Here is a 21,720-nt window from a genome sequence, read left to right as displayed (position 1 = left end):
GCGGTGCGCTCAATCGACGCGGCGCAGGACGAAGGTGGTGCCGACCTCGGGATCGCGCCGCCACCGGCCGTCGCCGCTCGGCACGAGGTCGATGCTGTGGCCCCGCTTGGCGGTCAGCGTCATCCGGCCCTTCGCGTAGCGCCAGCGCACCGGATCGAACACCTCCAGGCCGCTGTCGTGGCAGCCGGGGACGATGTGCACGCCGCCGCCGACCCCGTCGAGGTTGATCCGGCAGGTATCGCGCTGCTGGAAGCGGTCGAGGGCGTAGAGGCCCGGCGCCGGCCCCGCCGAGGCGGTCGCGGCCGAGGCGGTCGCCGGCGGCTGCAGCTCGGCCGGCACCGGGGCCGCGGTCTGGAGCGGGGAGGGGGCCGGGCTCGCCGGATCCGTCGGCGCGGTCTCGGGCGCGGCGGCCGCGTCGGCCGGCCGCATCGCGACGATGTCGAGGGGAACGAGACTGTAGCGCTCGCCGCCCTCGGCCTGGGCGACGAGGCTGCGCTGGTCCGGCCGCTTGGCGAAATCGAGGACCGGGCGGACGTTGCGGTCGACGAGGCGGACGGCCCCGTCGACGAAGAGCCAGCCGGCGACCCCGTTCAGGACCGGCAGGGCCCTCCGGCATCCCGCCGGGAAGCGCAGCCGCTGCCCCGCCTCGCCGCTGTCGAGCACCAGCGTCATGACGCAGCGGCGGTTGGTGCCGTCCCGCGACAGGTCCCAGGTTCCCGGCACCTGCCCGAGCTTCTCGGGGAGGCTCGGCGGCGCGGTCGGAGCCGGGGGCGCCGCGAGCGTCTCCGCGGCCGGAGGAGGGGACGGCGGTGCGGCCTCGTCTGTGGCGGCGGGCACGTCCTGGGCGGCGGCCGGTCGGACGATCGCGGCGGCCGCGATCAGCGCCGATGCGGCCAGCAGGGCGGCCCGAGCCTGTCTCACGCGGTCGGTCTCCAGGGTGTCTCGGCGACGGGCGTCAGCGGACCCCGTCCCTCGAACCACGAGACGACGTTGTCGACGACGAGCTGGGCCATCGCCGCGCGGGTGTGCTCGGAGGCCGACCCGACATGCGGCAGCAGCACCGTGTTGTCGAGGGCGGCGAGATCCGCGGGCACGTGCGGCTCGTTCTCGAAGACGTCGAGGCCGGCGCCGAGGATCGTGCCCGCCTTCAGCGCCGCGGTCAGCGCCGCCTCGTCGACCAGGGTGCCCCGGGCGACGTTGATCAGGATGCCCTCGGGACCGAGCGCCTCCAGCACGGCCGCGTCCACGAGGTTGCGCGTGTCGGCGCCGCCGGGCGCCACCACGATCAGGATGTGGACCGCGCGGGCGAGGCCGATCAACGTATCGTGATACGTGTAGGGTATGTCGGCCTGCCGGCTGCGGCCGTGATAGTCGATCGCGACGCCGAAGCTCTCCAGGCGGTGGGCGATCGCCCGCCCGATCCGGCCGAGACCGAGGATGCCGACCCGCCGCCCGCGCAGCGATGCCGTGAGCGGGAAGGGCGCCTTGGGCCAGTGGCCGTCCCGCAGGTAGCGGTCGGCCTGGGGGATCCGCCGCAGGGTGGCGAGGGTGAGGCCGAGGGCGAGGTCGGCGACCTCGTCGGTGAGGACGTCCGGCGTGTTGGTGACGACGATCCCGCGCCGCTGCGCCCCGGCGGCGTCGACGGCGTCGTAGCCCACGCCGAAATTCGCGATCAGCTCGAGGTTCGGCAGCCGGTCCATCAGCGCCCCGTCCACCCCGCCACCGACGCAGAGCGCCCGGATCCTCGGGCCGATCTCGGCGAGCAGGGCCTCCGGGTCCGCGGCCTCCGCCAGCCGGTGGACCCCGTACCGCCCGGCGAAGGCCTTCTCCACCAGCGGGTGCATCTTCCGGAGCAACAGGATCTCGACCGGGGCCTCAGCCATCGTTCACTCCCACGTTCGGCCGCGCGTCGGTGTCGGCCGCCTCCCCCGTCCCGGCATAGAGCCTGTGCGGGGTGGGGCGCCAGCGCGCAGGAGCGGCCGGCGGTGACAACCGCGCGGATCAGCCGGGCGGCCGTTCGGCCGGCACAGGGCTCGCCTCTTTCGAAAACCGCGCGCGATGCCTACTAAGGACCACGCATCATCGCGAGAGTTCTGCACCGACCCCAATCGCCGAAGACGAAGACCGATGACCAGCCCGCGCACCCTCTACGACAAGATCTGGGACGACCACGTCGTCGATGTCCAGCCGGACGGCTCCAGCCTCCTCTACATCGACCGGCACCTCGTCCACGAAGTGACGAGCCCGCAGGCCTTCGAGGGTCTCCGCGTGGCCGGCCGCAAGGTGCGCCATCCGGAGAAGACGCTGGCCGTCGTGGACCACAACGTCCAGACCTCGGACCGCTCGCAGGGCATCGAGGATCCCGAGAGCCGCACGCAGCTCGAGGCGCTCGCCGAGAACGTGCGCGACTTCGGCATCGAGTTCTACGACGCCCTCGACCGCCGCCAGGGCATCGTCCACATCATCGGCCCGGAGCAGGGCTTCACGCTGCCCGGCCAGACGATCGTGTGCGGCGATTCGCACACCTCGACGCACGGCGCCTTCGGGGCGCTGGCCCACGGCATCGGCACCTCGGAGGTCGAGCACGTGCTCGCCACCCAGACCCTGGTGCAGCGCAAGGCCCGGAACATGCGCGCCTCCGTCGATGGCACGCTGCCGCCCGGCGTGACCGCGAAGGACATCATCCTGGCGATCATCGGCGAGATCGGTACTGCCGGCGGCACCGGCCACGTCATCGAGTATGCCGGCGAGGCGATCCGCGCGCTCTCGATGGAGGGCCGGATGACGATCTGCAACATGTCGATCGAGGGCGGTGCCCGCGCCGGCATGGTCGCCCCCGACGCGACGACCTTCGCCTACGTGAAGGACCGCCCGAAGGCGCCGAAGGGCGCGGCCTTCGACGCGGCCCGCCGCTACTGGGAGAGCCTCGTCACCGACGCCGGCGCGCATTTCGACCGCGAGGTGCGTCTCGACGCGGCCAACCTGCCGCCGATCGTCAGCTGGGGCACGAGCCCCGAGGACGTGATCTCGATCCAGGGCCGCGTGCCGGACCCGTCCGAGATCGCCGACGAGAACAAGCGGCAGTCGAAGGAGAAGGCGCTCGCCTACATGGGCCTGACGCCGGGCACCCGGATCACCGACATCACCCTGGACCGGATCTTCATCGGCTCCTGCACCAACGGCCGCATCGAGGATCTGCGCGAGGTCGCGCGGGTCGTCGGCGACCGGAAGGTGCACGAGGGCGTCTCGGCGATGATCGTGCCGGGCTCCGGCCTCGTGAAGGCGCAGGCCGAGGCCGAGGGTCTCGACAAGATCCTGAAGGCGGCGGGCTTCGACTGGCGCGAGCCGGGCTGCTCGATGTGTCTCGGCATGAACCCGGACAAGCTGCGTCCGGGCGAGCGCTGCGCCTCGACGTCGAACCGCAACTTCGAGGGCCGCCAGGGTCCCCGCGGACGCACGCACCTCGTCTCTCCGGCCATGGCGGCGGCCGCGGCGGTCACCGGACACTTCGTCGACATCCGGGAGTGGCCGCAGGGCTGAAATCGCGATTGACGCCGGCGGCTCCGTTGCCTAAACGGAGCCGTCGCCGGCCGATGGCCGACGGCGAGCCCAGGTGGCGGAATTGGTAGACGCGCTGGTTTCAGGTACCAGTCTCGCGAGAGGTGAAGGTTCGAGTCCTTTCCTGGGCACCAAATGCCTGACAGCAGCCCGCCAACGCAATGGCGGGCTTTGTTGTTTCTGGGGTGCGGGATCTGCGGACCGAGGATGCGGTCGCCCGTCCCGCCTCTCGGGCCGTCAAAGCCCGACCCACTGTCCGCGTATCGGTCGCCCCGTCCGACCGACCGGCCCCGGCGCTGTGCCGCCGTTTCCTCAGCTGTGGCGAGCCATGCGATCACGGGGCGGCGAGGAGGCGCGGCGGTAGGAGTGGTCGTCCGGGCCTCAGGGGGCACCGTTCGACCTCGAGACCGGAACCGCGCTGCCATCCCGCGCGTAGACGAAGTCTCGACATTCCCCCAGCGAGATCACCTCGAACCGCCCGGCTCCGGCCGCGGCGGTTTTTTCGTGCCCCGCGCTGCGACAGCGCCGTGCGCGCGGCGGCGTGACGTCCCTCCGGGGATCCACGCAAACCCGCCGGCACGGCCGCGCCGGCTTCGCCCGATCACGCTGCGGTGACGCGCCGGTAGCTCGCCGCGAAAGCCTGGGCTTCCTCGTGCGTCAGATCGGTGACCACCAGCCCCGGCGCGTAGACCGTCCAGCGGCCGTCGTTGTCCTCCGATATACGGATCTCGACCACCGCGGACCTCCTCGATTGCGAGTGGAAGCTCACCGCTACTCTCGCGAATTGTTGTGGGGGCGCAATACCTCTTAAGGTGCTGGGGTTTCCTCCGGCACGGAGACGCGGCGGCATCCGCGGGAGCCCATTTCCCGGCAGGGGCACGCCCCGCGTGACCGCTACAGCCAGCGCTCGTCGAGGTCCGTGGCGTTCCTGTCCGCGACGGGCTGCGTCTCGTCACCCTCGGCGAACACCACCACGTCGTCCGGTCCGACGTCGCGGGTCGCGTAGAAATCCCAGCGCCGGTGGATCACGCGCGGACCGCCGAAGATCCGGTAGGCGTTCCAGTACCGGTCGTCCCGGAAGCCGACATAGTGGACGCAGCGGGTCGCCATCGGCTCACCGGAGGCGGGCCATCAGCCGGGCCAGGCGCGGCCGCAGCGGCAGCGACAGCCGGTAGGCCAGCTCGGCGACCGGCAGAATCGGCCGGACACCGAGGACGCGCAGGTCGACCAGGCGACCGAGCCAGCGCCAGCCGGGCAGAGTCCGCCAGAGGCGCGCGAACGCGGCGGCGCCGGAGATCAGCTGCCCGTCCGCGGTCCGGACATGGAAGCGGCGCAGGGCCCGGGCTCGGTCGAGATCCGCGCCGAGCGCCGGCTCGGGCGCCCCGGAGCCGACATCGACGAAGGCGAGCCGGTCCGCGCCGGCGCACCGGCGATACTGGTCGATCTCGGCCCGGCACAGTGGGCAGCCGCCGTCGTAGTAGACGCTGAGCCGCCCGTCGGAGCGATCCTCGGCCATGGCCGCGCCGGTGCTCATGGGCTCAGTTCGCGGGCGGGCTCAGGACGAGCTTGCCCTTGAAGGGCGCGTCGGCGTTGCGCGTGCTGGTGCAGGCGTACTCCTCCTGCCCGGCCTTCATCGTCCGCAGGCGCAGCGTGCCCTTGCCGTTCTGCTTGACCATGTAGCCCTTCTCGCTGGCGACATGCACGAGGTCTCCGTCGGCGTGCAGCACGAGGCCGTTCTCGAACTGCCCGGGCGCGGTGATCGTCACCGGCGCGTCGGCGCTGCTCACGATCTTCAGCGCGACGTTGGTGTCGGCCGGAAGCTTGAGCTCGGCCGGGTCGCAGACCGGCTTGCCGTCCTTCAGGCTGATCGTCAGCTCCACGGGCGGCATCGCGTCGGTGGCGGGCGGCGGCAGGGGCTTGCCCTGAGCCAGGGCCGGCCCTGCGGCCAGGACAGCAGAGAGAGCCAGGAGCGTCGCCGATCCGCGCGCGAGTGTCAGCATGTCGATACGTCCGGATTGGAGGGGCAGCGCGCTCCGCCGAGCACACCGCCGGGAATGGCGGCTCGGTCCGCGACGTTCCCGGGCGCAACGCCGCACCCGGTCGGATGCGAGCGATCCCGGTCGCGGCGGGAAGTTGCCCGCGCTCGCGGCCGCGGGCCCGGAAGCCGGGCCAGCCGGCATATCCCGGGCGCGTCGCGCGGTATCCCGGGCGCGTCGCGCGGTATAAGGACCCGCTTCGGTTTTCGGCGAGGTCGATTCGCGTGCGGTCCGGTACAAGGCTCTCCGAACGCTGGTTCACTCTGGCGCTCTGGCTCGTCGCGCTGGTCTTCGCGTGGTTCCTGATCGGGCTCGGCTCGCTGGTCGTCGGCGATCTGCCGCAGGTTGAGCACCGCTACACTCTCGACCAGTTCCTCGACACCGACCAGGGCACGGCGTCGGCCGAGGCCCTCAAGCAGATCCGCCGGGAGCAGGACGACAACCGCCGGACGGTCGAGCAGGACCAGCTCGCCCTCGAGGCTGCGCAGGCCGCCTCCGAGGGCGCGCGCGAGACCTTCGCCAACTGGCTGAAGACCCGCGACGCCACGCAGCGGGTCGACCAGGATCCCGGGCTCATCGCGCGCACGCAGCAGCTCGACGCGCTGAAGGCCGCCGAGCGCACCATCGAGGAGCGGCTCGCGGCCCTGGCGCGGACGGGGCTCGACCTGTCGGAGCGCGAGGCGGCGCAGCTGCGCGTGGACACCGATCTGCGGGCCGCCGCGCAGACGCGCCTCGACGCGGCCGAGCGCGGCCAGGAGCTGCGCGTCTTCGGCTATCGCCTCGCCCTGACCCTGCCGCTGCTGGCCCTCGCCGGATGGCTCCTGCTCAAGCGCCGCCGCACCCGCAACTGGCCCTTCGTGTGGGGCTTCGCCTTCGCGGCGGCCTTCGCGTTCTTCGTCGAGCTCGTGCCCTACATGCCGAGCTACGGCGGCTACGTGCAGTACGGCGTCGGCGTGATCGTCACCCTGGTCGCGGGCCGGGCGGCGATCAACGCGCTGCACGCCTACCGCGCCCGGCAGGCCGTGGTGGAGGCGCGCCCGGACGCCGAGCGGCGAACCGAGATCGCCACCGACCAGGCCCTGGCGCGCCTCGCCAAGAAGGCGTGCCCGGGCTGCGAACGGCCGATCGCCCTCGACGACCCGAGCACGAATTTCTGCCCCCATTGCGGGCTCGGCATCTTCGCGCACTGCCCATCCTGCGCGCAGCGCAAGAGCACCTTCGAGCGCTTCTGCCGGGCCTGCGGCACCCGGAGCCCGGATCTCGCGAGCGAGGCACCCTGAGGCCGCCCGGGCACCCGGGCACGCCTCAGGCGTTGTCGCCCCGGATCACCGCGATGACAGCGTCGGTCACCTGACGGGTCGTCGCCGTGCCGCCGAGGTCCGGCGTGTGCAGGTTCGGATCCGCGGTGACCCGCTCGACCGCGCGCATCAGCCGGTCGGCCGCCGGCTTCTCGCCGAGGTGCTCCAGCATCTGGCACGCCGTCCAGAAGGTCGCGACCGGGTTGGCGATGCCCTTGCCGGCGATGTCGAAGGCCGAGCCGTGGATCGGCTCGAACATCGACGGGTAGGTCCGCTCCGGGTTGATGTTGGCGGTCGGCGCGATGCCGAGCGACCCGGCGAGCGCCGCCGCGAGGTCCGACAGGATGTCCGCGTGCAGGTTCGTCGCCACGATCGTGTCGAGGGTCTCGGGCTTCGTCACCATGCGCATCGTCATGGCGTCGACCAGCATCTTGTCCCAGGTCACGTCCGGGAAGTCCTTCGCGACCGCGGCGGCGATCTCGTCCCACATCACCATGGCGTGGCGCTGGGCGTTGGACTTGGTGACCACGGTGAGCAGCTTGCGCGGGCGGGAGCGGGCGAGCTCGAACGCGTAGCGGATGATCCGGTCGACCCCCGAGCGGGTCATCATCGAGACGTCGGTGGCGACCTCGTTGGGGTGGCCCTGGTGGACCCGTCCGCCGACGCCGGCGTACTCGCCCTCCGAGTTCTCCCGCACGATCACCCAGTCGAGTTCCGGACCCGAGACGTTGCGCAGCGGGCTGGTAATGCCCGGCAGGATCCGGGTCGGGCGGACATTGGCGTACTGGTCGAAGGGCTGGCAGATCGCGAGCCGCAGGCCCCAGAGGGTGATGTGGTCGGGCACGTCCGGCGCCCCAACTGCGCCGAAGAAGATCGCGTCGTGGTTCCGGATCTGGTCGCGGCCGTCGGCCGGCATCATCGCGCCGTGCCTCTTGTAGTAGTCCGATCCCCAATCGAAATGGTCGAACTGGAAGGCGAAGGAGCCGGTCTTCTCGGCCAGCGCGTCGAGCACCTCGATGCCGGCGGCGATGACCTCGACGCCGATGCCGTCCGCGGGGATGGCCGCGATATTGTAGGTCTTCGTCATGGGTGTTTTCCCGTGTGTCTTCGGGGGCGAGACGAGAAAGCGAGCGCGTGACGGCGGGCGCGGGCTCGGTGTCCGGATCGGGACGTGTAACGTTTTGTGACACTGTGCAGTTTCGCGTTGCCGTGCCGCCGGCCACCCCTATGCTCGCCCCATGCACGAGGGCACCACCATCGCCATCGTCGAGGACGATCCCGACATCCGCGCCCTGCTCGCCGGCTACCTGGAGGGCGAGGGGTTCCGCGCCGTCGCCCTCGACGGCGGCGCGGCCCTCGACCGCCTGATCGCGGCGGGCCCCGCGCCCGACCTCGTCGTCCTCGACTGGATGCTGCCCGGCGAGGACGGCCTCTCCATCTGCCGCCGCCTCCGCGACGCCGGTGGGCCGCCCGTCGTGATGCTGACCGCCAAGGACGAGGACATCGACCGGGTCCTCGGCCTGGAGATGGGCGCCGACGACTACGTCTCGAAGCCGTTCAACCCGCGGGTCCTGCTGGCCCGGATCCGCGCGGTCCTGCGACGGGCCCACGGCGCCGGCGGCCAGCCCGCCGCAGCCGCCCCCGAGCGTCTCAGTGTCGCCGACCTCGTCGTCGATCTCGCGGCCCGCACCGTGATCACCGGCGATCCCGCCGCCGAGATCCCGCTGACCAGCGCCGAGTACGACCTGCTCCACTGCTTCGTCACCCGGCCGCAGCGGGTGCTCTCGCGCGACCAGCTCCTCGACTGGACCCGGGGCCGGACCGCCGACGCCTTCGACCGCACCATCGACGTCCAGGTCAGCCGCCTGCGGCACAAGCTCGACGCCTCGGGCAGTCAGGCCGCGTCCCTGCTCAGGACCGTGCGCAATGCCGGCTACATCCTGGCCGCCCCGGTCCGCTCCGGAACGCCGTGATGGGCCGCGTCGGGCTCCTCGGGCGCATCATGCTGCTCCTGCTCGGCGCCCTCTCCCTGCTCGTCCTCGCCACCGTGGCCCTGGATCACTGGCAGCGCCGGGAGGAGCGGCTGCCCGCGGGCTCGCGCTTCCCGCGGGTCGACCAGGCCGCCGGCATCATGACGCTGCTGCGCGACGCGGATCCCGCCCAGAGGCCGGCCATCCTGAAGGCGGTCAGCGGCGAGGTGCTGCGGGCCGAGATCGTCGACGCGCCGCCCGACACCGTCGACCTGATCCGCGAGCCCCGCCTGGAAACGCGGATCCAGCGGATGACGGCCGAGCCGGCCGACCGCGTCCAGGCCTACACCGACGCCGCCCTGCTGCGCCGCGGCGTCGATCCGGCCAACATCGCGCAGGCCGAGCGCACCGGGCCGATCGGCCGCCTCGCGCTGGCGACCTACCGGCTGCCCGACGGCCGGTACGCCGTGATCAGCGCGGCCGAGCATCATCGCTCGCTCATGCCGTGGCTGTTCGGCCAGCCGCTGAGCCTCTGGGTGGCGGTGCTCGGCGCCGCGGCGGCCGGTCTCGTCCTGGTCGGCACGCGCCACGAACTCGCGCCGCTGCGCCGCCTGACCGACGCGGTCTCCCGGTTCGACGGCCGCGCCCCGGAGCGGGTGAGCGCCCCCCGGGGGGCGCCCGAGATCCGGCGTCTCGCCCAGGCGGTGCAGGGCATGCAGGAGCGGATCGCCGGCCTCATGGCCGAGCGCTCGCTGCTGATCGGCGCCATCTCGCACGACCTCAAGACCTACCTGACGCGGCTGCGCCTCCGCGCCGAGGTGGTGGCGGAGCCGCTGCTCCGGGACAAGCTCGTGGCGGATCTCGACGCCATGACCGAGCTGATCGAGGCGTCCCTGGGGTTCGCCCGCGGCACCGCCGTCGAGGCGACCCGGGCGCCGGTGGATCTCGCCGATCTCGTCGCCGTCGAGGTAGCCGAGCACGCCGCCCAGGGCGCCACGATCAGCCTGACCGGCGAGGAGGTGCGGGACGCCACCGTGGCCGGCGACGCGGTCGCCCTGCGCCGGGTCGTGGCCAACCTGATCGGGAACGCCGTCAAGTTCGGACGCTCCTCGGTGGCGGTGGCGGTGAGCCGGGCCGGGACGGTGTGCCGGATCGTCGTCGAGGATGACGGGCCGGGCATTCCCGAGGCGGAGCGGACGGCGGTGTTCAGCCCGTACTACCGGGTCGAGCGCTCGCGCAGCCGGCAGACCGGCGGGACAGGCCTGGGCCTCGCCATCAGCCGGCAGATCGCCGAGGCCCACGGCGGCACGGTGGTGGCGGAGGCCGGCGCGGACGGCGGCGCGCGGCTCGTCGTGACCCTGCCGAGCCTGTCCTGAGGGCGGGCCGCAACGGGCCCGCAACCGGCCGTTACACATCGTTACAGGACGGCGCTCCCCGGTCACATCCGGGCAGCGCGCGCGGACGAACCTTCGCTCACACGCCGCGGCGGATCCTCCGTCCCGGCGGCGGCAGCCGGCCCCGGGCCGCGCTGACCGATCGAGCAGAAGGAGATCACCGATGTTGAAGGTTCTCGCTCCCGCCGCCCTCCTCGTGAGCCTCGCGGTGCCCGCCTCGGCGCTGCCGCTGGTGCAGGACGCCGTCTCCGACGGCGCCGACGGCGCCCGGATCATCCAGGTCTACGGCGGCTGCGGTCCCTACGGCCATCGCGGCCCGTACGGCGGCTGCCGCACCGGCGGCCAGTGGGGCGGCTACATCCGCGGCCGCTCGTGCCCGGCGGGCTTCCACATCGGCCCCTACGGCCGCCGCTGCTGGCCGAACTGAGACGCCGGGACGCTCGATCGCGTCCCCCGTTCCGCGTCCGGCCCCGCGGCCGGACTCCCGTGGAGACACTCCCGGAGTTGAGTCATGATCCGCACTCTCGTCCTGCCCGTGGCGCTCGCCGCGGGGGTCCTGTTGGCCGGCTCGAGCGCCGAGGCGCGCGACGGCTGCGGGCCCGGCTTCCACCGCAACGTCTACGGCTGGTGCCGGCCGAATCTGGGCTACAGGCCGTTCGTCTACGTCCCGGTCTATCCGCGCGTCGGCTACCGGTGGCACTACGGCTACCGCTGGCACCGACGCTTCGCGTGGGGCGGCGGCTATCGCTGGGGCGGCTTCCGCCATGCCGGCTGGCATGGAGGATGGCATGGGGGATGGCGCGGCGGCTGGCATCGGGGCTGGCACGGTGGCTGGCACCACGGCGGCTGGCACCATCGCTAGTGACCCCGTGCCGGATCCGGCCGCGCCCGTCCCCTACGGCAGGACGAGCCCCGACGCCGCGTAGGTCAGGGCCGCGACCAGGGCCGCGGCCGGCATCGTGATCACCCAGGCGATCACGATGCCCTGCGCGACGTTCCAGCGGACCGCCGAGACCCGGCGCGCGGCGCCGACGCCGACGATGGCGCCCGTGATCGTGTGGGTGGTCGAGACCGGGATACCGAAGGCCGTCGCGGCGAACAGCGTCGCGGCGCCGCCGGTCTCGGCGCAGAACCCCTGCATGGGCGACAGCCGCGTGATCTTCGACCCCATCGTGTGGACGATGCGCCAGCCGCCCATCAGGGTGCCGAGGGCCATGGCGGTCTGGCAGGACAGCACCACCCAGAGGGGCACGTGGAAAGCCCCGCTCTCGCCGTGGGCGTAGAGCAGGGCCGCGATGATGCCCATGGTCTTCTGGGCGTCGTTGCCGCCGTGGCCGAGCGAGTAGAGCGAGGCCGAGACGAACTGCAGGCCCCGGAACACGCGGTCCACGGCGTGCGGCGTCGAGCGGACGAAGATCCACGAGACCGCCAGCATCAGCAGCAGCCCGAGGGCGAAGCCCAGGGCCGGCGAGAGGACGATGGCGGCGCTGGTGGCGATGACGCCGGGCCAGACGATCACGCCGACCCCCGCCTTGGCGATGCCGGCGCCGAGCAGGCCCCCGATCAGGGCGTGGGAGCTGGAGGACGGGATGCCGGCGTACCACGTGACCAGGTTCCACGTGATGGCGCCGCCGAGCGCGCCCATGATGACCCGGTCGTCCACCGTCGCGACGTCGATAATGCCCGAGCCGACGGTGCCGGCGACGTGCAGGCCGAAGACCAGGAAGGCCACGAAGTTGAAGAACGCCGCCCAGAACACGGCGTAGCGGGGCGCCAGCACCCGCGTCGACACGATCGTGGCGATGGAGTTCGCGGCGTCGTGCAGCCCGTTCAGGAAGTCGAAGACCAGGGCGAGGACGATGAGGACGACGAGGAGCGTCACGCGGCGACCTGCGGCTCAGACATGTTCGACGACGATGCTGCTGATCTGGTTCGCCACGTCCTCGAACCGGTCCATGACCTTCTCCAGGTGGCCGTACAGCTCGGACCCGACGAGGAAGGCCATGGGGTCCCGCCCCGAGGCCTTGAACAGGGCCTTCAGCCCGTCATTGTGCAGGTCGTCGGCCCGCCCCTCCAGCTCGATGACGCGCTCGGTCAGGCTGTTCAGCGCGGCGGCGTTCTCGCCGAGGGCCCGCAGCTTCGGCAGCGCCTCGGCGGTGACCTGCGCGGCCTCCTGGATGACCGCGCCCATCTCGCGCATCGCCGGCTCGAAGGTGGTCACCTCGAAGAGCTGGACCGCCTTGGCGGTCTTGAGCATCTGGTCGATGGCGTCGTCGAGGGAGCCGACCAGGGCCTGGATGTCGCCGCGGTCGAACGGCGTGATGAAGGTCCGGCGGACCGCCAGCAGCGCCTCGCGGGTGATCCCGTCGGCCGCGTCCTCGTGGGCCGCGATCGCCGCGTAGGCCGCCGGGACGGCCTGAGTCCCGTCGAGAAGTCCTCGCAGGGCGGCCGCGCCGTCCTCGAGCGTCCGCGCGTGACGCTCGAAGAGATCGAAGAACCGGTCCTCCCGCGGCATCAGGGCGCGAAACCAAGCCAGCATGGCGTGTCCGGATCGAGAGGTCGGCGCGGCGGCCGGGTGCGACGACACCCGGCAGGCACAACGGGCGAGAGCGCCGACCCGATCCGGCAGCCGGCAAACAATCTGCCGGCGGGGCGGCGCCGCTCAGCGGACCGGGCTGGCGGCGGCGTGGAGCCAGCCGAAATCCACCGGGTAGCCGAGCCCGTGCAGCATCTTGACCCGCTTCCAGGAGGCCGACCGCGCCGCGGCCGCGTCCTGCCCGGCGTCGATCTCGGCGCTCTCCATCTCCTGGAGCTCGCGGGTCAGCGACTCGCGCAGGCCTGCGGCCTTCATGTTGCCGAGCGCGGCGGTGAAGGCCTGCTCGGCGATCCGAACCTGATCACAAATCTGACGCACGCTCATCAGTACCGATCCCTCCAGCCCGGCGTGAACACTGCATTTCCGCAGTGAACAGGTAGCTATCACGCGCGCCGGCGGCGGGAGATGTACGTCTTTGGTGCAGCGCTAGTCACCGCATGGGGAGCAGGCCGGGGCGCCGCATCGTCCGCGGCGGACGCGCCCAGCGCCGCTTGCGCCCGAAGGTGCGGCGCGGATCGGCGAGGCGCGCGTCCATCTCCATCTTGCGACCCAACCGCGGCTGGACGCTGGCGCCGATCGCCACCAGCGCGGCCGAACCGATCAGCGCGACGAGTACCGCACCCCAGAACACGCTCTCGAACATCAGGCACTCCCGGTCTGGAGCCCCGCCGCGGACCGTTCCGGACTGCGGACGATTGCTGATGAAGCTAGACCATTCCCGCGAATGTAATCAACGCCCTGTATCGCCGGGTATTCAACTGTCGACAACTGATTGCGCCCACCCGCGACGCCCGCGCTCGTGGCAGGCGTCCCGTCCTTGCGCGGGATCAATGCGCGCGCCGCCCCGGTCTCCCACGATCCCCGCGCCCAACCGGAGCCCCGACCATGCGCCTCTATCGCGTCACCTTCTACAAGACCGTCGCGGACGATACCGGCCACGAGCACCGGGTGCGGCAGCGCGCGATCCTGGTCCGGGCGCAGTCGGAGGTGTCGGCCGTCTGGCAGGCCAAGGCGCTGCTCTGCGCGGGGGCCCGGGTGGTCGACTGGCGCCTGCGCGCGGACAGCTGCGAGGTCGCCGCCCTGCCGGCCGCCGCGTAGGTCGACCGGACCCGCGGGCACCGGGACCGGCCCGGATCCGCGCCGGCCATCGACGTCTCACCCGAGCCCGTCCCACTCGCTTCCTGGACGTGCGGGTGGATCCGAGACGACGGGGTGCGGCCTCCGCGCTCGGCCTCGTGACCGGGACCGCGCCCCGGCCGCAACGTCAGCGGGTGCGGCACCGCACGCCGCGGGACCGGGCCCGTCCCGCTGCGGCCCCATTCCGCTGCGACACGGCCCCGGTCGGCGAGGCGATCGCCAGCGCCCGCTCCCTCTGCCTCGCGGTGGCGGCGACGATCCCGACGCCGGACCCCGCTCCCCGCCGAGCCCGCCTCGGCGGGCCGGGCCGATCGGGGCGGATTTTACCAAGCGTTCATCCTCCGGGTGTCCGATCCGGAGGGTCACAGGCGGGAAAGCGGAAGCGATGCCGAGCGAGACGAACCGAGCGATTCAGGATGCCCCGGCGCAGGAGCCGATCCTGGAACTGTGGCGCATCCTCGCCCTGGCGCTCATCGTCGCGGCCGGCATGCTGTTCGTCCATCTGGTCGTGCCCGCCGAGGCCGACGCGGCCCCGGTCGCCACGGCGCAGATCGCGGGCGCCCAGATCCTGCGGTGACGGGCACGGCCTGACAGGCGACCCCGACGCGGCGCCCGAGCCGCCCCCGGCCGCCCCGCCTACTCGCCGCGCGCCGCGCCGAGCCCGGCCTGATCCAGCGCACTCGCGGCCGCCCTCAGCTCGCGCCGGGCTTCGGCGATCGCCGTCGCCTTCTCGTCGCCCTGCGCGTTCAGGGCCTCCAGGAAGGCGGTCCAGTCCGCGCGGGCACTGCTCGGGATCTGGCCGTCGAGCTTCTGGCGCAGCAGGGCGACGCGGCCCTCGGGCGTCGCGACCGTCGGGGCCGCGGCGTCGGCGTCGTACACGCCGACCGCGCAGGTCTGGTCCCCGGCCCCGGGTGTAGTAGGTGGTCTTGGGCTCCTCGACGGTGCTGCCCGGCTTGGGGAACAGGTAGCGGATCACCGAGATCTGGCCGGGCCTGGCCGTGTCCAGCATCGTGCGGATGAAGTGGTGGCCGGTCCGGTCGTGCAGGTCGCGGACGTCGTGCCCCTTCAGGATCGGGTTCGGGTGGGCGGTCATGACGCCGTCCGCATCGATACAGAACACATAGGTGTCGGCGGTGCGGAACCCGCGCGTGCCGTCGGTGAAGTCCTGGAGCGCCCGGGTCCGGTCGGCTTTCAGGGCCCGATCGACGCGGCCGAGCATCCAGGAGGCGAAGCCATTCGGGCTCGGATCGTCGCAGGATACCGGAGCCTCACCGTCACCGCAGGCCCGGGCCGGCGCGACCGGTCCCAGTCCGAGCAGCGCGAGGATCGCCAGTCTCGAAGCCCTGGACGCCATCGGCCTCTCCCGCTTTCAACATGACGTGTCGAACCGGTGGAATGAGAGACCTGTCAGCCTGAACCGGTCATCACCCGAACAAGGGATGACAGGGCGAGAGACGCCGCACTGCCTCACTGCATCGGCAGCGGCACCGCCTCCACGGCGACGTCGCCGATGCCCCGGGCGGCGAGGGCCGCGCGCAGGGCGTCGGTCAGGCAGGTGCCGGCCGTGAAGGCGCCGAGCGCCGAGCCGTGCCGGTCCGCCTCGCGGGGGAGGGGGCCGATCAGCTGCACGACGCGCCGGGCGATGGCGGGCGCCGGGTCGATCCAGGTCACCGGCCAGGGCGCGACCGCCTGGAGGCGCGGCAGCAGCAGCGGATAGTGGGTGCAGGCGAGGCAGACCACGTCGGTGCGCCGCCCGTCCGCCTCGGTGACGAAGCAGGGGGCGATCTCGGCGGCGAGGGTGGCGTCGTCCACCGGCGCGCCCGCGAGCTCGGTCTCCGCGAAGCCGGCGAGGTTCTGCGAGCCGACCAGCGTCACCGCGCAGGAGCCCGCGTAGGTCGCGATCAAGTCGTGGGTGTAGGAGCGCGCCACCGTGCCGGGAGTCGCCAGCAGGGTCACGAGCCGCGAGCGCGTCGCCTCGGCGGCGGGCTTGATCGGCGGGACCACCCCCACGAAAGGCGTCGTGAAGCGCTGGCGCAGTGCCGGGAGCACCAGCGTCGAGGCGGTGTTGCAGGCGATGACCACGAGGTCGGGCCGGTGGGTCGCGACCAGCCGCTCCATCACGGTGAGGACGCGGGCGACGAGCGTCGCCTCCGAGAGCCGGCCGTACGGGAAGGCGGCGTCGTCGCCGACATAGACGTAGCGGGCATCCGGGCGGGCGCGCCGCACCGCGTCGAGGACGGTCAGGCCGCCGAGGCCGGAATCGAACACCAGGATGGTCGGCTCTGCGGCGCAGCGCAGAGCGGCGGCGGACAGGCTGGCCCCGGCCATCAGATCGATCCGCATGAGAACCCCGGACTCCTCGAAGAGCGTCCCAAAATCTCGGCAGCGAGGGTTAAGGCGGTGTCACTGCGGCGAGAGAAAGACCCGTGATCCCCAACCCGTTCCGTTAACCGGCGCGCCGACGCGGCGAAGAGGCCCGGTGGGCCGAGCGGCGACCGCGCGCCGACCAGGCGCACGCGAAGCTGCCGCGTCCGCTCTTGCAGAGGTTGTCGGAACACGGCCGGAACATATCTTCTGCGCGCCGGCCGGGGTCGAGAAGACGGTTCTCGGTCAGGCCCGAAAAAAGGGATCATCGTCATGGCAGCGACAGCCGCACTGCGCCCGGACGAGAGACGCGACCCCGCGGCACCGGCCTTCCCGCCGCCGCACGTCACGGCCCGGCCGATCGACCGGGCCGCCTGGATCGCCGCCTACCGGCAGGTCCGGAGCGAGACCGAGCGCCGCGCCGCGCCGCTCTCGCCGGAAGACCAGCAGGTCCAGTCGATGGCCGATGCCAGCCCGACCAAGTGGCACCGGGCGCACGTCACGTGGTTCTTCGAGCAGTTCCTGCTGCGGGAGCAGCTGCCGGGCTACGCGATCTACGACGCGCGGCTGCACTACCTGTTCAACTCGTACTACGTGGCGGCCGGTCCCCGTCAGCCGCGCATCCAGCGCGGCATGATCACCCGCCCGACCATGGCGGAGGTCGCGGCCTACCGCGCCCATATCGATCGGGCGGTCGAGGCCCTGCTGGGCCAGGCCTCCGAGCGCGCGCTCGAGGCGGTGCTGCCGATCCTGGAGATCGGCCTCTACCACGAGCAGCAGCACCAGGAGCTCCTCCTCACCGACATCCTGCACGCCTTCGCGCAGAACCCACTGAACCCGGCCTACGACCCGGACTGGCGCTTCCCGAAGGCGGCGGCGCAGGCCGGCCAGGTCACCCTCGACCGCGCGATCGCGTGGATCGGGCATGCGGGCGAGGGGTTCTCGTTCGACAACGAGTCGCCCCGCCACGAGACGCTGATCCCGGCCGGCCGCCTCGACCGGGCGCTGGTGACGAACCGCCAGTGGCTCGCCTTCATGGAGGATGGCGGCTACGCCAAGCCGGAGCTGTGGCTCTCCGACGGCTGGTACGCCGGACCGGCGGAGGGCTGGGAGGCCCCCGGCTACTGGCGCCGGGACGGGGAGGGGTGGGCGACCATGACGCTGGGCGGCGAGCGCCCGGTGGACCTCGACGCCCCCGTCACCCACGTCAGCTACTACGAGGCCGACGCCTATGCCCGCTGGGCCGGCCGCTTCCTGCCGACCGAGTTCGAGTGGGAGGTCGCGGCCCGCGACGGCGGCCTGCCGGACGCCTTCGGCCTCGTCTGGCAATGGACCCGCAGCGCCTACGTCCCCTACCCGGGGTACCGGCCGCTCCCGGGGGCTCTCGGCGAGTACAACGGCAAGTTCATGGCCAACCAGTTCGTGCTGCGGGGCTCGTCGGTGGCGACCCCAGAGGGCCATGCCCGGCTGCCGTACCGCAACTTCTTCTATCCGCACCAGCGCTGGCAGTTCACCGGCCTGCGCCTCGCCGACGCCGCCTGACGCGCCCCGGAGCCGCCCTTGACCATCAAGCCCACCTTCGCCGACGCGACGCCGGTCACGCTGGACGCGCCGCCGCTGAGCTTCCTCGACGACGTCCGCGCGGGCCTGTCCAAGCCCCAGAAGGCCCTGTCGCCGAAATACTTCTACGACGAGGCCGGGTCCGCGCTGTTCGAGGCGATCACCCGGCTCCCGGAATACTACCCGACCCGGACCGAGATCGGCATCCTCGACGCCTGCGGGCCCGAGATCGCCGCCCTGCTGCCGGCCCACGCGGCGCTGGTGGAGTTCGGCAGCGGCTCGACCGTGAAGCTGCGCCGTCTCCTGCGCCACCTCGACACCCTCGCGGCCTACGTGCCGGTGGACGTCTCCGGCGAGTTCCTGCGCGGGCAGGCGGAGGTCCTGCGGGGCGACTTCCCGGACCTGCGGGTCGAGCCGGTCGTGGCCGACTTCACCCGCGACTTCGACCTGCCGGACAGCCTGAACGGCCTGCCGCGCGCCGGGTTCTTCCCGGGCTCGACCATCGGCAACTTCGACCCGCACGAGGCCGAGGCGCTGCTGCGCCGGTTCGGGCGGATCCTGGGGCCGGGCGCCCACATGATCGTCGGCGTCGATCTCGTGAAGGACCCGGCGGTGCTGGAGACCGCCTACGACGACGCGCAGGGCGTGACGGCGGCCTTCAACCTCAACCTCCTGACCCGGATCAACCGGGAGCTCGCCGGCCGCTTCGAGCCTGGCGCGTTCAGCCACCGGGCGGTGTTCAACACCGACGCCTCGCGGATCGAGATGCATCTCGTCGCCCGCGACGCCCAGGCGGTGCGGGTCGGCACCGACACCTTCGCGTTCGCGGCGGGCGAGACGATCCACACCGAGAGCAGCTACAAGTACACGCCGGCCACGTTCCGCGCGCTGACCGAGCGGGCGGGCTGGACGTGGCTGACGGTCTGGACCGACCCGGACCAGCTGTTCTCGGTCCACGCGCTCCGGCTGGACTGAGCGGGGTCGGGCGGGGCACGCGAACCCATGCGCTTCGGCCCGCGCTGGTTCCTGCTGGTGGCGCCCGCCCTGGGAGCCCTGGCGGGGCTCCTCTACGGGGTGATCTTCGGGATCGCCCCGCTGACCGGGACGGCGATCCGCGGCGCGATCATCGGCACGCCGATCCTGCTCTACGAGCGGCAGTTGCTGGCGCCGCGGCTGCGCGACCGCATCCGCGGCCTCGCGACGCCGCTGTTCCTGCTCGCCACCGTGGCGCTCTACATCGCGCTGATCGTGGTCGGGAACGCGGTCGCCAGCACGGTGCTGAACCAGCTGTTCCGCTTCATGTACAGCGAGCGGAACGCGATGCTGATGTCGCAGTCCGGCCTGCTCTACGCGCTGGGCATCTCGGCCCTGGTGGTGTTCGTGTTCCGGGTCCGCGACCTGATCGGCCCCGGCGTCTTCGCCAACCTGCTGATCGGGCGCTACCACCGGCCGATCAGCGAGGAGCGGATCTTCCTCTTCCTCGACGTGACCGGGTCGACGCGCTTCGCCGACCGCCACGGCGACCGGGCGGCGCAGGCCTACCTCGGGCAGGTGTTCAACGCCCTGGCGCTGCCGGTGGCGCGCGCCCGCGGCTCCATCGACGACTACGTCGGCGACCTCGCGCTGGTGACCTGGACGATGGAGCGGGGCCTGCGCGACGCCGCCTGCCTGCGCTGCGTCTTCGCGTTCCAGGAGCGCCTCGCCGCCGAGGCGGAGAGCTGGCGGGATCGCTTCGGGCAGGTGCCGCAGTTCCGCGCCGCGCTGCATTGCGGCCCGGTCGTGACCGCCGAGATCGGGCTGGAGCGGCACAAGATCGCGTATTTCGGCGACGTCGTGAACACGACGGCCCGGCTCGAGGCCCTGTCGAAGACCTTGGGGGTCGACGTCCTCGTCTCGGCCGACCTCCTCGCCCGGCTCGGCCCGCTGCCGGACGACCTCGTGGCGGAGGATCTCGGGGCCCACGCCCTGCGCGGCCGCGCCGAGCCCCTGGCGGTGGCGGCGATCCGGCGCCGGGCCGCCGTCGCGGCACCCGCGCGACCGCTGCCGAGCCGCGCCGCGACCGCGTGAACCGCCGCGGCGACGGGCCCGTCAGGCGCCGAGCGCCTTCAGCACCGCCCGGGCCGCGCGCTCGCCGTCGAGGGTCGCCCCGCCCACCGTCATGGCGCCGCCGCCCGCCAGCGCCTCCCCGGCGAAGAACACGCGCCCGCCGACCGGCGCGCGCAGGCGGTCGCGGGCCTCCGCGTGGCCGGGGGCGGCGATCGAGTAGGAGCCCCGGGCGTGCGGGTCCGTCCACCAGCCGGCGAGGCGCCCGGCCTGGACGGCGCTGCGGGCGCCGCCGCCGAGGACCGCGACCAGGCGCTCGGTGGCGAGCGCCACCGCCTCCGCCTCACCGGCCCGGCACAGGTCGCGCGCGAGGTCGCCGCCGAGATTGGCCACCGCCAGGGACCGGCCGAAGGGCTGCATCTCGAAGTAGATCGTCGGGCCGCCCGTCGCCACCGAGACCGCGTCGCCGAGGTCGGCGCCGTCGAGGCGCGCGGGGTCGAGGCGCAGGCCGATCTTGGTGTAGGCGCCCATCGACAGGCCGTCGAGCGCCGTCCGGGCGGCGTCCGGCAGGTCCGGCGCGAACGCCACGGCCCCGGCCTTCAGCACGCCGACCGGCACCGTGACGATGGCGGCGGCGGCCGCGATCGTGCCCCGCGCCGTCTCGACCCGGACCCCGCGGCCCGACCAGTCGATCGCCCGCACGGGGCAGCCGAGGCTGACCGGCAGGTCGGCGAAGTGCCGCGCCACGAGGTCGCCGTAGCCGTCGATCCAGAGGTCGGAGCCGGACCAGAGCCGGTCGTAGTCCACGGCCGAGACCCGCTCGGGATCCTCGCCGAGGGAGAGCCGGCTCAGGCCGGCCGCCGCCAGGGCGGCGTCGGGGCCGCCGGCCCGGGCCGCCTCCGCCAGGGACGGGTCGCCGCCCTTCGGGGCGAGCAGCGCGTCGAGGCCGGAGAAGCCGGCGCGCCGCTGCGCCGCCTCGGCGACGGTGGCGGGACGGCCGTCGACGACGAGCCGGCGCGCCCAGCCGTCCTCGCGGGCGACGTGCGCCCCGGCCGCCCGGGCGATGGGCGCCCAGGGATTGCGCTCGGCCCAGTGGATGTACTCGGCGCCGGCGTCGAACCGGCACGCGGCGCCGAGCGCCCGTTCGGTGAAGGCGCGGCCGCCGATCCGGTCCCGGGCCTCGACGAGGGTGAAACTCTGCCCGGCCGCCCGCAGGAGGGCGGCGGCCGCGAGCCCCGCGGCCCCGGCGCCGACGACGACCACGGATCCGCCGCCGGCGCGGGCCCGGAGGGCCGGCATCGCCAGGAGGGGGGCGGCGAGCAGCGATCGACGGGTCGGTGTCATGGGCGCGCCCGCTCGGAACCGTCTCCGGAGGCGTCGCCTCCCGCGTCCGGACAGGGGCGGCGCGCTAGCCGCGCGCGCCCTGGGGACCCGAACGCTTCTCCATCATGGCCTTGACCTGCATCAGCTGGTCCCAGACCTGGCCCGGCGAGGTGCCGAAGAAGTCGAAGCCGGCGGCGATGCCCCAGTAGATGCCGAAGCAGATGAACGGCACGAGCACCCAGGCCAGCACCTCCTCGCCGCGGCGGCGCCGCTGGCGACGCCGGCGCCGCTCCTCGCGCCGGGTAAGCTTCTTGGGGGGCGCCGGCTGCGCGACGGGGGACAGAGGTCCCTCGTGCAGGTTGTCAGTCATCGGGCGCCTCCTCGCCGCGGCGCATGCGCGTCGCGGCGGTCATAGACCGGCGGCCCCCGAGTCCGGAAGGC

General features: G+C 73.0%; 26 protein-coding genes, 1 tRNA gene and 1 pseudogene. 12 read left to right on the top strand and 16 right to left on the bottom strand.

What is annotated here, in order from left to right:
- Window positions 1-9: 9 nt before the first annotated feature.
- Both ACQKQD_RS19520 and ACQKQD_RS19515 read right to left on the bottom strand, forming a co-directional pair.
- Window positions 10-921: an AprI/Inh family metalloprotease inhibitor gene (locus ACQKQD_RS19520; protein WP_427509314.1), complete on the bottom strand. Its 912-nt coding sequence runs from the start codon at window positions 919-921 to the stop codon at window positions 10-12.
- On the bottom strand, window positions 918-1,883 hold the full coding sequence (locus tag ACQKQD_RS19515) for a 2-hydroxyacid dehydrogenase (RefSeq protein ID WP_056525355.1): 966 nt from the start codon (window positions 1,881-1,883) through the stop codon (window positions 918-920). Before ACQKQD_RS19515 ends, ACQKQD_RS19520 begins: the two co-directional genes overlap by 4 nt.
- Before the next feature lie 244 nt (window positions 1,884-2,127).
- Here ACQKQD_RS19515 and leuC point away from each other — a divergent pair, with 244 nt between their 5' ends.
- Window positions 2,128-3,540 carry a 3-isopropylmalate dehydratase large subunit gene (gene leuC / locus ACQKQD_RS19510; protein ID WP_427509313.1) on the top strand — a complete coding sequence of 471 codons (1,413 nt, stop codon included), beginning with the start codon at window positions 2,128-2,130 and terminating at the stop codon, window positions 3,538-3,540.
- Between the two features lie 67 nt (window positions 3,541-3,607).
- A tRNA-Leu gene (locus ACQKQD_RS19505) sits at window positions 3,608-3,692 on the top strand.
- A gap of 467 nt (window positions 3,693-4,159) precedes the next feature.
- On the opposite strand, the gene ACQKQD_RS19500 is transcribed toward ACQKQD_RS19505, so the two are convergent.
- The 4 genes from ACQKQD_RS19500 to ACQKQD_RS19485 form a co-directional block, all read right to left on the bottom strand.
- The gene (locus ACQKQD_RS19500) at window positions 4,160-4,294 is read right to left on the bottom strand and encodes a hypothetical protein (RefSeq protein ID WP_267965754.1); all 135 of its coding nucleotides are present in this window, start codon (window positions 4,292-4,294) and stop codon (window positions 4,160-4,162) included.
- A gap of 158 nt (window positions 4,295-4,452) precedes the next feature.
- The gene (locus tag ACQKQD_RS19495; RefSeq protein ID WP_012317770.1) at window positions 4,453-4,668 is read right to left on the bottom strand and encodes a hypothetical protein; all 216 of its coding nucleotides are present in this window, start codon (window positions 4,666-4,668) and stop codon (window positions 4,453-4,455) included.
- A 4-nt stretch (window positions 4,669-4,672) separates the two neighbouring features.
- Complete coding sequence (locus ACQKQD_RS19490; RefSeq protein WP_427509312.1) at window positions 4,673-5,092, bottom strand: thiol-disulfide oxidoreductase DCC family protein; 420 nt, start codon at window positions 5,090-5,092, stop codon at window positions 4,673-4,675.
- A gap of 4 nt (window positions 5,093-5,096) precedes the next feature.
- Window positions 5,097-5,558 carry an anaerobic typically selenocysteine-containing protein gene (locus tag ACQKQD_RS19485; RefSeq protein ID WP_427509311.1) on the bottom strand — a complete coding sequence of 154 codons (462 nt, stop codon included), beginning with the start codon at window positions 5,556-5,558 and terminating at the stop codon, window positions 5,097-5,099.
- A gap of 260 nt (window positions 5,559-5,818) precedes the next feature.
- On the opposite strand from ACQKQD_RS19485, the gene ACQKQD_RS19480 reads away from it, so the two are divergent.
- Entirely contained in the window at window positions 5,819-6,874 is a 1,056-nt protein-coding gene (locus tag ACQKQD_RS19480) for a serine endopeptidase (RefSeq protein WP_427509310.1), read from the top strand.
- Window positions 6,875-6,899: 25 nt separating this feature from the next.
- Here the strand turns inward: ACQKQD_RS19480 and ACQKQD_RS19475 are convergent, their stop codons facing one another.
- Window positions 6,900-7,979 carry a tartrate dehydrogenase gene (locus tag ACQKQD_RS19475; protein WP_427509309.1) on the bottom strand — a complete coding sequence of 360 codons (1,080 nt, stop codon included), beginning with the start codon at window positions 7,977-7,979 and terminating at the stop codon, window positions 6,900-6,902.
- Window positions 7,980-8,130: 151 nt separating this feature from the next.
- Here ACQKQD_RS19475 and ACQKQD_RS19470 point away from each other — a divergent pair, with 151 nt between their 5' ends.
- From ACQKQD_RS19470 to ACQKQD_RS19455, 4 genes are all read left to right on the top strand, one after another.
- A complete protein-coding gene (locus tag ACQKQD_RS19470) occupies window positions 8,131-8,865 on the top strand; it encodes a response regulator (RefSeq protein ID WP_427509308.1) in 735 nt (244 codons plus the stop codon).
- Window positions 8,865-10,238, top strand: a complete 1,374-nt coding sequence (locus ACQKQD_RS19465; protein ID WP_427509307.1) for a sensor histidine kinase — start codon at window positions 8,865-8,867, stop codon at window positions 10,236-10,238. Before ACQKQD_RS19470 ends, ACQKQD_RS19465 begins: the two co-directional genes overlap by 1 nt.
- Before the next feature lie 181 nt (window positions 10,239-10,419).
- A complete protein-coding gene (locus tag ACQKQD_RS19460; protein ID WP_042673859.1) occupies window positions 10,420-10,683 on the top strand; it encodes a GCG_CRPN prefix-to-repeats domain-containing protein in 264 nt (87 codons plus the stop codon).
- Window positions 10,684-10,767: 84 nt separating this feature from the next.
- Complete coding sequence (locus ACQKQD_RS19455; RefSeq protein ID WP_427509306.1) at window positions 10,768-11,118, top strand: GCG_CRPN prefix-to-repeats domain-containing protein; 351 nt, start codon at window positions 10,768-10,770, stop codon at window positions 11,116-11,118.
- A 33-nt stretch (window positions 11,119-11,151) separates the two neighbouring features.
- Here the strand turns inward: ACQKQD_RS19455 and ACQKQD_RS19450 are convergent, their stop codons facing one another.
- The 4 genes from ACQKQD_RS19450 to ACQKQD_RS19435 all read right to left on the bottom strand — a co-directional run bounded on the left by ACQKQD_RS19450 (window position 11,152) and on the right by ACQKQD_RS19435 (window position 13,495).
- Complete coding sequence (locus tag ACQKQD_RS19450) at window positions 11,152-12,138, bottom strand: inorganic phosphate transporter (RefSeq protein ID WP_020095831.1); 987 nt, start codon at window positions 12,136-12,138, stop codon at window positions 11,152-11,154.
- Between the two features lie 15 nt (window positions 12,139-12,153).
- Window positions 12,154-12,795 carry a DUF47 domain-containing protein gene (locus tag ACQKQD_RS19445; RefSeq protein ID WP_042673855.1) on the bottom strand — a complete coding sequence of 214 codons (642 nt, stop codon included), beginning with the start codon at window positions 12,793-12,795 and terminating at the stop codon, window positions 12,154-12,156.
- Between the two features lie 123 nt (window positions 12,796-12,918).
- Complete coding sequence (locus ACQKQD_RS19440; RefSeq protein WP_042673854.1) at window positions 12,919-13,176, bottom strand: hypothetical protein; 258 nt, start codon at window positions 13,174-13,176, stop codon at window positions 12,919-12,921.
- 106 nt (window positions 13,177-13,282) lie between these two features.
- Complete coding sequence (locus tag ACQKQD_RS19435) at window positions 13,283-13,495, bottom strand: hypothetical protein (protein ID WP_020095828.1); 213 nt, start codon at window positions 13,493-13,495, stop codon at window positions 13,283-13,285.
- A 242-nt stretch (window positions 13,496-13,737) separates the two neighbouring features.
- Between ACQKQD_RS19435 and ACQKQD_RS19430 the strand changes: the two genes are divergently transcribed.
- Together ACQKQD_RS19430 and ACQKQD_RS19425 are read left to right on the top strand one after the other, a co-directional pair.
- Window positions 13,738-13,950: a hypothetical protein gene (locus tag ACQKQD_RS19430; RefSeq protein WP_427509305.1), complete on the top strand. Its 213-nt coding sequence runs from the start codon at window positions 13,738-13,740 to the stop codon at window positions 13,948-13,950.
- A gap of 424 nt (window positions 13,951-14,374) precedes the next feature.
- The gene (locus tag ACQKQD_RS19425) at window positions 14,375-14,566 is read left to right on the top strand and encodes a hypothetical protein (RefSeq protein WP_020095826.1); all 192 of its coding nucleotides are present in this window, start codon (window positions 14,375-14,377) and stop codon (window positions 14,564-14,566) included.
- 59 nt (window positions 14,567-14,625) lie between these two features.
- On the opposite strand, the gene ACQKQD_RS19420 is transcribed toward ACQKQD_RS19425, so the two are convergent.
- The 3 genes and pseudogenes from ACQKQD_RS19420 to murI all read right to left on the bottom strand — a co-directional run bounded on the left by ACQKQD_RS19420 (window position 14,626) and on the right by murI (window position 16,332).
- Window positions 14,626-14,868 carry a hypothetical protein gene (locus ACQKQD_RS19420; RefSeq protein ID WP_427509424.1) on the bottom strand — a complete coding sequence of 81 codons (243 nt, stop codon included), beginning with the start codon at window positions 14,866-14,868 and terminating at the stop codon, window positions 14,626-14,628.
- 94 nt (window positions 14,869-14,962) lie between these two features.
- Window positions 14,963-15,208 (bottom strand): annotated as a pseudogene (locus ACQKQD_RS19415) (cache domain-containing protein); the annotation flags it as partial.
- Between the two features lie 248 nt (window positions 15,209-15,456).
- Window positions 15,457-16,332, bottom strand: coding sequence for a glutamate racemase (gene murI / locus ACQKQD_RS19410; protein ID WP_205833387.1), 876 nt, complete (start codon window positions 16,330-16,332; stop codon window positions 15,457-15,459).
- Window positions 16,333-16,626: 294 nt separating this feature from the next.
- Here murI and egtB point away from each other — a divergent pair, with 294 nt between their 5' ends.
- Genes egtB through ACQKQD_RS19395 form a run of 3 tightly spaced genes read left to right on the top strand, consistent with a single transcriptional unit; the run spans window position 16,627 to window position 19,980 of the window.
- Window positions 16,627-17,895, top strand: coding sequence for an ergothioneine biosynthesis protein EgtB (egtB, locus tag ACQKQD_RS19405; protein ID WP_427509304.1), 1,269 nt, complete (start codon window positions 16,627-16,629; stop codon window positions 17,893-17,895).
- Window positions 17,896-17,913: 18 nt separating this feature from the next.
- Entirely contained in the window at window positions 17,914-18,888 is a 975-nt protein-coding gene (gene egtD, locus ACQKQD_RS19400) for an L-histidine N(alpha)-methyltransferase (RefSeq protein WP_427509303.1), read from the top strand.
- 27 nt (window positions 18,889-18,915) lie between these two features.
- Complete coding sequence (locus ACQKQD_RS19395) at window positions 18,916-19,980, top strand: adenylate/guanylate cyclase domain-containing protein (RefSeq protein WP_056525392.1); 1,065 nt, start codon at window positions 18,916-18,918, stop codon at window positions 19,978-19,980.
- 21 nt (window positions 19,981-20,001) lie between these two features.
- Here ACQKQD_RS19395 and ACQKQD_RS19390 read toward each other — a convergent pair whose 3' ends face one another.
- Both ACQKQD_RS19390 and ACQKQD_RS19385 read right to left on the bottom strand, forming a co-directional pair.
- On the bottom strand, window positions 20,002-21,300 hold the full coding sequence (locus ACQKQD_RS19390; protein ID WP_091976921.1) for a flavin monoamine oxidase family protein: 1,299 nt from the start codon (window positions 21,298-21,300) through the stop codon (window positions 20,002-20,004).
- A 64-nt stretch (window positions 21,301-21,364) separates the two neighbouring features.
- The gene (locus tag ACQKQD_RS19385; RefSeq protein ID WP_020095819.1) at window positions 21,365-21,649 is read right to left on the bottom strand and encodes a hypothetical protein; all 285 of its coding nucleotides are present in this window, start codon (window positions 21,647-21,649) and stop codon (window positions 21,365-21,367) included.
- Window positions 21,650-21,720 lie beyond the last annotated feature (71 nt).

The sequence above is a fragment of the Methylobacterium sp. NPDC080182 genome, from assembly GCF_050281105.1.
Taxonomy (GTDB): domain Bacteria; phylum Pseudomonadota; class Alphaproteobacteria; order Rhizobiales; family Beijerinckiaceae; genus Methylobacterium.
The sequence above is the reverse complement of the archived record's forward strand: the minus strand, read 5'-3'. Positions and strand labels throughout refer to the sequence as shown.